The 7,717-nt window shown below is 69.3% G+C and carries 7 protein-coding genes and 2 pseudogenes; 6 read left to right on the plus strand and 3 right to left on the minus strand.

What is annotated here, in order from left to right:
* Positions 1-560: pseudogene (locus A5691_RS01370) on the plus strand (SulP family inorganic anion transporter); the annotation flags it as partial.
* A 15-nt stretch (positions 561-575) separates the two neighbouring features.
* Here A5691_RS01370 and A5691_RS01375 read toward each other — a convergent pair.
* Complete coding sequence (locus A5691_RS01375) at positions 576-1,436, minus strand: LLM class F420-dependent oxidoreductase (RefSeq protein ID WP_068266376.1); 861 nt, start codon at positions 1,434-1,436, stop codon at positions 576-578.
* A gap of 130 nt (positions 1,437-1,566) precedes the next feature.
* On the opposite strand from A5691_RS01375, the gene A5691_RS01380 reads away from it, so the two are divergent.
* Together A5691_RS01380 and A5691_RS01385 are read left to right on the plus strand one after the other, a co-directional pair.
* Positions 1,567-2,604 (plus strand): 2-hydroxyacid dehydrogenase, encoded by a 1,038-nt coding sequence (locus tag A5691_RS01380; protein ID WP_197508507.1) that lies wholly within the window; start codon positions 1,567-1,569, stop codon positions 2,602-2,604.
* Between the two features lie 76 nt (positions 2,605-2,680).
* On the plus strand, positions 2,681-3,499 hold the full coding sequence (locus A5691_RS01385) for a formate/nitrite transporter family protein (protein WP_067753568.1): 819 nt from the start codon (positions 2,681-2,683) through the stop codon (positions 3,497-3,499).
* Positions 3,500-3,505: 6 nt separating this feature from the next.
* On the opposite strand, the gene A5691_RS01390 is transcribed toward A5691_RS01385, so the two are convergent.
* Positions 3,506-4,438, minus strand: coding sequence for an LLM class F420-dependent oxidoreductase (locus A5691_RS01390; protein ID WP_067753571.1), 933 nt, complete (start codon positions 4,436-4,438; stop codon positions 3,506-3,508).
* A 116-nt stretch (positions 4,439-4,554) separates the two neighbouring features.
* On the opposite strand from A5691_RS01390, the gene A5691_RS01395 reads away from it, so the two are divergent.
* On the plus strand, positions 4,555-4,992 hold the full coding sequence (locus tag A5691_RS01395) for an ATP-binding protein (RefSeq protein ID WP_067753574.1): 438 nt from the start codon (positions 4,555-4,557) through the stop codon (positions 4,990-4,992).
* A 7-nt stretch (positions 4,993-4,999) separates the two neighbouring features.
* Here A5691_RS01395 and A5691_RS01400 read toward each other — a convergent pair whose 3' ends face one another.
* The gene (locus A5691_RS01400; protein WP_067753626.1) at positions 5,000-6,358 is read right to left on the minus strand and encodes a wax ester/triacylglycerol synthase family O-acyltransferase; all 1,359 of its coding nucleotides are present in this window, start codon (positions 6,356-6,358) and stop codon (positions 5,000-5,002) included.
* Between the two features lie 172 nt (positions 6,359-6,530).
* Here A5691_RS01400 and A5691_RS01405 point away from each other — a divergent pair, with 172 nt between their 5' ends.
* A complete protein-coding gene (locus A5691_RS01405; protein ID WP_067753577.1) occupies positions 6,531-7,514 on the plus strand; it encodes a methylenetetrahydrofolate reductase C-terminal domain-containing protein in 984 nt (327 codons plus the stop codon).
* A pseudogene (locus tag A5691_RS01410) lies at positions 7,511-7,717 on the plus strand (SAM-dependent methyltransferase); the annotation flags it as partial. The gene A5691_RS01405 and the pseudogene A5691_RS01410, both read left to right, overlap by 4 nt.

The following is a 7,717-nucleotide window of genomic DNA, read 5'->3' on the forward strand; positions in this document are numbered from 1 at the left end:
TGTTCGCCGTGCCCTTCGCGGGATTGGTCGAACAGATCCCGACCGCGGCGCTCGCCGGCCTGCTCATCGTCATCGGCATCGAGCTGCTGAAGCCCGCGCACATCGAAACCGCGCTGCGCAACGGCGATCTGGCCGTCTATCTGGTGACCATAGTCTCCGTCGTTTTTCTCAATCTGCTACACGGCGTGCTGATCGGGCTCGCGGTGGCGGTCGCCGTGACCGGGTGGCGGGTAGTTCGGGCCAGGGTGGAAGCGAGGCCCGTGGGCGATGAATGGCATCTAATCATCGAGGGGGCATGCACCTTCCTGGCGCTGCCCCGCCTCACCGGGGTGCTCGCCACGATCCCCGAGCGCACCACGGTCACCGTCCACCTGCTGGCCAATTACCTCGATCACGCTGCGCACCAAGCGATCAGCGACTGGCAGCGCCGGCACTGCGCGACGGGCGGAGACGTAAACGTGCACAACCGGAAGCTGGAACCGTATGGGCGCGAGGGTAAGTCGTCGAAGTCCGAGCGCCGAGCGGCCCATCTCAGCCTGGTCGAAGCGGAGGCCGGCTAGTCCGCCCGGCCAGGCTCATCGATTCAGGTCGGCGGCGATCTGCCCCAGCACGGCGAGGTGGTCGTCGACGGTGGACAGCCCCGCGTTCATCGTGTTGACCGATAGGTGGGTGGCGCCGGCATCTCGCCAGGCCGCTATCTCGCGGGCGGTCCGGACGCGGTCGCCGGTCCAGCTGACCCGGCCCTCCATGCCAAGCCGGTCCGCGTCGCGGCCGGCGGCCGCGGCGGCGCGCCGCACCTGCTCGCGGGCGTGGTCCAAACCGGGGCCGGGGGCGGTCATCGGGAACCAGCCGTCCGCGAGCCGGCCCGCGCGTTGCAGCCCGCGATCGGAGGCCGCGCCGATCCACACGGGAATGGGGCGTTGGACGGGCAACGGGGCGAGCCCCGCCGCGGTCACGCTGTGGTACTTGCCGTCGAAGGTGACCGACCGCTCGGTCCACAGCCGGCGCAACAGCTCGACCTGCTCCTCGGAGCGCTTGCCGCGATTGGTGAAGTTCTCGCCCAGCGCCTCGTATTCGACCGCGTTCCAGCCCAATCCGACACCGAGCCGGAAGCGGCCGCCGGTCAGCAGATCGACCTCGGCCGCCTGCTTGGCCACCAACGCCGTCTGCCGCTGCGGCAGGATGATGACGCCGCTGACCAGCTCGAGCGAGGTGATCGCGGCCAGAAAACCGAACAAGACGAACGGCTCGTGAAACGTCGAGTCGATGTCGTATGGGCCGGTCCAGCCGCGGTGCACCAGGGGGTCGGCGCCCACGACGTGGTCGTACGCCAGGATATGGCTGAATCCGAGTTCCTGTACGCCCTCGCCGTATGCACGCACGACCGCCGGGTCGCCGCCAACCTCGGTTTGCGGGAACACCACTCCGATGCGCACCCGCGGTGCAACCGAGCCGCCGGGGGATTGCTTCCCGCGCAATGGAAAAAGTTTGAGGGACGGTGCCGTCTTCGCGCCTCTCGGCAAGTGGTCGCTCGAAGCGACGGTTCTCAAGGTGGTACCCGGGGGAATGTACGACACCGCCGGGCATCACAACCACGACCGCCGCCCGAATATTTCACCGACGCCCGATGATGGACGCGTGACGACAAAAAAGATTGGACATGCGCTGCGGATCGGCCGCTTCGAGCGGACTTTCGAAGCCGAGCTGACCGCGCGGTACGAGATCCCCAAGCTTCCCGACGGTCCGGGGCGCGCCGACTTCTTCGCCGAACATGCGGCTGACGTTCGCATCGTGATCACATCGGGCACGGCCGGTGTCGACGGCGACACCATCGCCGCGCTGCCCAACCTCGAGGTGATCGTCAACAACGGCGCCGGCGTGGACCTGATCGATCTGCCCGCGGCGCGGCGCCGCGGCATCGGCGTCAGCAACACGCCCGACGTCCTTTCGGACACGGTGGCCGACACCGCGCTGGGCCTGATCCTGATGACCCTGCGCCGTTTCGGCGCCGCCGACCGCTACGTGCGGGCGGGCCGCTGGCTGCGCGACGGCCCGTTCCCATACGCCCGGGACCTCAGCGGCCTGCAGGTTGGCATCCTGGGTCTGGGTCGCATCGGTTCGGCGATCGCGACCAGGCTGCTCGGATTCGACTGTGCCGTCGCGTATCACAACCGCCACCGCATCGACGGATCGCCGTACCGCTACGCCCCGTCGCCGGGGGAGCTGGCCGAGTCGGTCGACGTCCTCGTCGTGGCCACGACGGGCGATCCGCACACGCGCCACCTGGTCGACCGCTCCGTCCTCGAGGCCCTGGGCCCCGAGGGTTATCTCGTCAACATCGCCCGCGGCAGCGTCGTCGACCAGGACGCGCTGGTGGAGTTGCTGGTCGGCGGCGGCCTCGCCGGGGCCGGGCTGGATGTCTTCGTCGACGAACCCCATGTGCCGCCCGAGTTGTTCGAGCTCGACAACGTGGTCCTGTTTCCGCACATCGGCAGTGCCACCGCCCGGACCCGGAGGGCAATGGCGATGCTCGCCATCCGGAACCTGGAGAGCTACCTGGGCACCGGTGAGCTGGTGACGCCGGTGCTGCGACCGCGGAGGTGACGGCCGCGGCGGGCGCTGTCAGATCCCTCACACCGGATGGTCCATCCGGCAAATAACGGGTATCAGGCCATCCACCATGAGTGATACCACCCAGCGTCAGCTCGGGCAGACCGACAGCCCGATCGAGGACGAGCTCGAGGACGCGTTCAGCAGGATGCTGAGCGAGGGCACCCAGCGCCTGCACCGCACCTGGCGCGGCGTGCTGGTGACCGGCTTCTTCGGTGGCACCGAGGTGGGGATCGGGGTGCTTGCCTACCTGTCGGTGCTGGACGCCACCCACCGCCCGCTGCTGGCCGGGCTGGCGTTCTCGATCGGCTTCCTGGCCCTGCTGCTCGGCCGCAGCGAGCTGTTCACCGAGGGCTTCATCATTCCCGTCGTGACGGTGGCCGCCAAGCGCGCCAGCCTGCCGCAGCTGGCCAAGCTGTGGGGCGGCACCATGTTCGCCAACCTGGTCGGCGGCTGGGTGATCATGTGGCTGATCATGACCGGCTTCCCGGAGCTGCACGCGCAGACCATCGAGTCCGGCACCCACTTCGCCACCGCGCCACTATCCGCCCAGAGCATGGTGCTGGCGATCCTCGGCGGCATGGTCATCACGCTGATGACCCGGATGCAACACGGCACCGACTCGGTGCCCGCCAAGATCGCCGCAGCGGTGGCCGCCGCGTTCCTGCTCGCCGGGCTGCGGTTGTTCCACTCCATCCTGGATTCGCTGCTGATCTTCGGCGCGCTGGTCACCGGGGCTGCCCCGTTCGGCTATCTGACGTGGCTGGGGTGGTTCGGCTACACCGTGGTCGGCAACATGATCGGCGGGCTACTGTTCGTGACCCTGCTGCGGCTTCTGCGCAGCAAGGACCGGCTCGAAGAGGAACGCGCGGACGCCGAAGGCCGGTGACAGCCGTCAAAGCAGTTGTGGCATAACCTCACTCGCCAACAACTCCAGATGGGCGAGGTCGGTCAAGTCCAGCAGCTGGGTGTAGACACGTCGCACGCCGATCTGCTTCCAGGCGCCCAATTTGTCGACGATCTCCGCGGGGGAGCCGACCAGCGGGCTGTTGGACCGCATTTCGTCGAGGTCGCGACCGATCGCCGCGGCGCGCCGGGTCAGTTCGCGGTTGTTGCGGCCGGCGCAGAGCACGAATGCGCTCGAGTAGACCATCGAGTCACCGGGCCTGCCGGCCGCGGCGACGGCTTGCGCCACCCGCTCGTACTGCTTCTCGGCCACGCCGATCGGCGCGAACGGAACGTTGAACTCGGCCGCGTACTTCGCGGCCAGCCGCGGGGTGCGGTTGGCGCCCAGGCCGCCGACGACGATGGGCGGGTGTGGGGTCTGCGTCGGCTCGGGCAGCGCCGGTGAGCCGCTGATGGTGTAGTACGCGCCGGCGTAGTCGAAGGTTTCGCCGGGCCCCGTGGTCCACAGGCCCGTGATGATGGCCAGCTGTTCGTCGAGCCGGTCGAACCGCTCCCGCAGCGGTGGGAACGGGATGCCGTACGCCTGGTGCTCCTTTTCGAACCAGCCGCTGCCCAGCCCGAATTCGACGCGTCCGCCACTCATGTCGTCCACTTGGGCCACGGCGATCGCCAGCGGGCCGGGGTAGCGGAATGTTGCGGAAGTCACCAGGGTGCCCAGCCGGATGGTCGACGTCTCCCGCGCGATCGCGCCCAGCGTCACCCACGAGTCGGTGGGGCCAGGCAGTCCGTCGCCGCTCATCGCCAGGTAGTGATCGGACCGGAAGAACGCACCGAACCCCAGCTGCTCGGCGGTCTGGGCGACGGCCACCTGGTCGGCGTAGCGGGCGCCCTGCTGCGGCTCGATGAATGCACGAAAGTCCATAGGATCCCTCTGTATCTCGTTGTACGGCAACTCGATTCCGAACCTGTACCCGGCTGTGGCCAAAGCGAGACGGCCGGCGGGTTAGCAGGCCGGCCGCAACTGGGTATGCCTTCTGCATGACTTCACCGCTGCCACCAATCGTTGTCACGCCCGCGCGATTGACCTGCGCCGGTGCCGCCGACGCGGTGACCGCGGCGGAATTGCGCCGCACCCTGCGGCGGTGGCTGCAGGAGGTGACCGAGGCTCCGGCGGAGGTTCACGACGACATCATTCTGGGCGTCAACGAGGCGCTGGCCAACTGTGTGGAGCACGCATACCGTGACCACCGCCCGACGGGAACGATGAAGCTGCAGGCAAGCCACGACCGCGCCGCCCAGTCGATCAGCATCTGCGTCAGCGATCGCGGATCCTGGCTCCCGCCCTCGCGGCAACGCCTCAGCGACCCGCGGCGGTCCCGCGGAATCGCGCTGATGCACGCGCTCGCGGATCACTGCACCATCAACGCCCGCCCCACCGGCACGACGGTCTGCCTGGACTACACCACCAGGCCGTAGCCGCCGCTCACACGCCGACGGCGCGCTCCAGGTCCTTCAGCGACGTCTCCAGGTGGCCCAGCAGCCGCTGCAGGTGCGGGACGCTGCGGCGGCAGCCCACGAGACCGAAGTCGAGGTTGTCGGCGTTGTTGGTCACGGTGATGTTGACCGCCTGGCCGTCGAGCGGGATGGACAGCGGGTAGTTGCCGTCCAGCCGGGCGCCCCGCCAGTACTGCGGCTCCGACGGACCGGCCGAGACGTTGGAGATGACGATGTTGAACGGCGGTGACCCCGCCGACAGGTAGCCGGGGATCAGCCCGAAGAACAGGCCGCCGATGTTGAAGGCCGACAGGGCGAGCTGCTGAACCGGGGGCAGCTGCTGGAAGATTTCTTTGGTGTCGCGGATCGACGTGCTGACGATTTCTAGGCGCCGCGCCGGGTCGTCCAGATCCGTCGCCAGGTTGCACAGGAACGTCCCGACCAGGTTGCCTCCGCGGTCGTCGTCGGCCTTGCGGAGGTTGACCGGCACCATCGCGGTCAGCGGGGCGTCGGGCAGCGCGCTCTGCTCCTGCAGGTACGCACGCAGGGCGCCGGAGCACATGGCGAGGACGACGTCGTTGACGGTAACCCCGGCCGCCGATTTAACCGCTTTGATCCGGTCCAGCGACCAGGACTGCGCGGCCACCCGCCGGGCGCCGCCGATCCGGACGTTGAACATGCTGCGCGGCGCCTGGAAGGGCAGCGTCAGCTGTTGTTCGAGCAGGGCGGCCCGGGCCAGCTTCAGCGACGACGGCGCCAAGGCGAGCGCCGACCCCGCGGTCCGGCCCGCCCGCTCCAGCAGGGACTGCCGTTTCTGCCCGCCGCCGCGCTTGCGCGGCCCGAGGCTCCACGGCACGCGCACCTCGTCATCCTCGGGATCGGGGGTGAAGGCGCGCTGCACCAGCCGCATCGCGGACACCCCGTCCATGAGCGAGTGGTGGTACTTCGTGTACACGGCGTAGCGGCCGTCCTGCAGCCCCTCGACGAGGTGGGCCTCCCACATCGGGCGGTGCCGGTCGAGCAGGCTGCCGTGCAGCCGGGAAACCAGCTCGAGCAGGTCACGGACCCGGCCCGGTTCGGGCAGGGCCGAGCGGCGCAGGTGGTAGTCGAGCTCGACGTCCTTGTCGAACGACCACGCGAGGTTGGTCAGTCCGCCGAAGAAGGCCGGGTGCTTGCGGAACGTCGGCTGCACGTCCGTGCACTCGAGCATGGCCTGATAGGACTCGCGCACGAAGTGGGGCCCGGCGTCCTCGGGCGGCTCGAAGAGTTGCAGCGACCCCACGTGCATGGGGTGCTCGCGTGACTCACCGATGAGGAACAGCGCATCCGTCGGAGATATCGGTTCCATGCTTTTGACCCCGTTCCTTTCGCTGCGCCGGGCGCGCGGCACACCCATCTCCTAGTAGCCGCAGCGAGCGTTTGCTAATCGTCTTCGAGCTGCGAATCGGCGCCGTTCGCTAAAGCGCTTGCGCCCGCGACCGTTTGGGTACATGCATGCGAACACTGGCGCTCGAGGAGTCATGATGTCGGCGGGTTTGGGGTGTCCGAAACGGATGGTGTTCGGGCCGTGCGGCGGGGTGCGGCCCGACGGCCAGTGCGAGATGCGCCCCGGTCCGTGCGCGTTCGACGAGGTGGTGGCGTGGTCGGGGCCGCAGTCCACGCCGCGTCTCGCGCACGCGCCGCTGGTGCTCACCGACTTCAGCAGCACCCCGTTCGACCGTGACGACATCGCCGCGACGGCCGCCGCGCTGGCGCAGGGATGCGACGCCGTCCTGGTGGGCGAGCACCAGAACAAGCCCGACTTCCCGCCCACGCTGATGGGGTCTTTGCTCCTCGACGCCGGGGTGACGCCTTGGATCACGCTGTCATGCCGTGACCGCAACCGCGTGGTGCTCGAGCAGGAGTTGCGGGGCCTGCTCGGCATCGGTGTCGAAACGGTGCTGTGCGTGACCGGTGACGGGCGCGGCTACGACGTGCGCCCGGACGTCACGCAGACCTTCGACCTCGACGGCCCCCGGCTTGTTTCGTTGGCCGCCTCCACCGGAGTTGTCGCTGCGGTGCCCGAGACGCCAACCGCCCCGCCGGCGCACGCCCGCCCCGCCCGGTTGGTGGAGAAGCAACGGGCCGGCGCCAGCCTGGCCGTCCTGAACCACGTGCCCTCCGCCGGGCAGGTCGCCGACTTCATGGCCGAGGCGCGGGCGGCTGGTCTGACCATTCCGGTGATCGCGGCGGTGGCCGTGTTCACCGACAGCGCCTCCGCGGCGGTCCTGCAAGGCTTGCCCGGCCTGGAACTCGATCAGGATGTGACGGAGCGGGTGTTGGGCGCGCCGGACCCGGTGGCCGAGGGGATCGAGGCGGCGGTGGCCGAGGCCCGGGCGCTGCTGTCGATCGAAGGCGTCGAGGGCGTCAACGTGTCGGGCCTCGCGTCCGCGTCTGGCCCACGCGCCGGCGCGGAGATCAAGGGCGAGGTGGGTCGTCGGATCAGGGCGGAGGCGCGTCGATGACGGAAGCGATGGAGGCGGAGTTCGACACCGTCGCCGAATGGACGGCCGAGGTGGCCGAAGAGCTGGGCCCGGACTACCACGTGCCGGCCGGCTGTCGCGGCAGCGGCAGTCCGCCCGCCCTGGACTGGCTCATCGACCGCATGGGCCTGACGGCCGGTGACACATTGCTGGACTCCGGCGCAGGCGTCGGCGGGCCCGCCGCG

The sequence above is a fragment of the Mycobacterium sp. E183 genome, from assembly GCF_001667735.1.
In the GTDB taxonomy this organism is placed as follows: Bacteria; Actinomycetota; Actinomycetes; order Mycobacteriales; family Mycobacteriaceae; genus Mycobacterium.

Coding starts and splice junctions, on each gene's coding strand:
- A5691_RS01380 (WP_197508507.1), top strand. CDS start 1,567: ATGTACGACACCGCCGGGCATCACAACCACGACCGCCGCCCGAATATT.
- A5691_RS01385 (WP_067753568.1), top strand. CDS start 2,681: ATGAGTGATACCACCCAGCGTCAGCTCGGGCAGACCGACAGCCCGATC.
- A5691_RS01390 (WP_067753571.1), bottom strand. CDS start 4,438: ATGGACTTTCGTGCATTCATCGAGCCGCAGCAGGGCGCCCGCTACGCC.
- A5691_RS01395 (WP_067753574.1), top strand. CDS start 4,555: ATGACTTCACCGCTGCCACCAATCGTTGTCACGCCCGCGCGATTGACC.
- A5691_RS01400 (WP_067753626.1), bottom strand. CDS start 6,358: ATGGAACCGATATCTCCGACGGATGCGCTGTTCCTCATCGGTGAGTCA.
- A5691_RS01405 (WP_067753577.1), top strand. CDS start 6,531: ATGATGTCGGCGGGTTTGGGGTGTCCGAAACGGATGGTGTTCGGGCCG.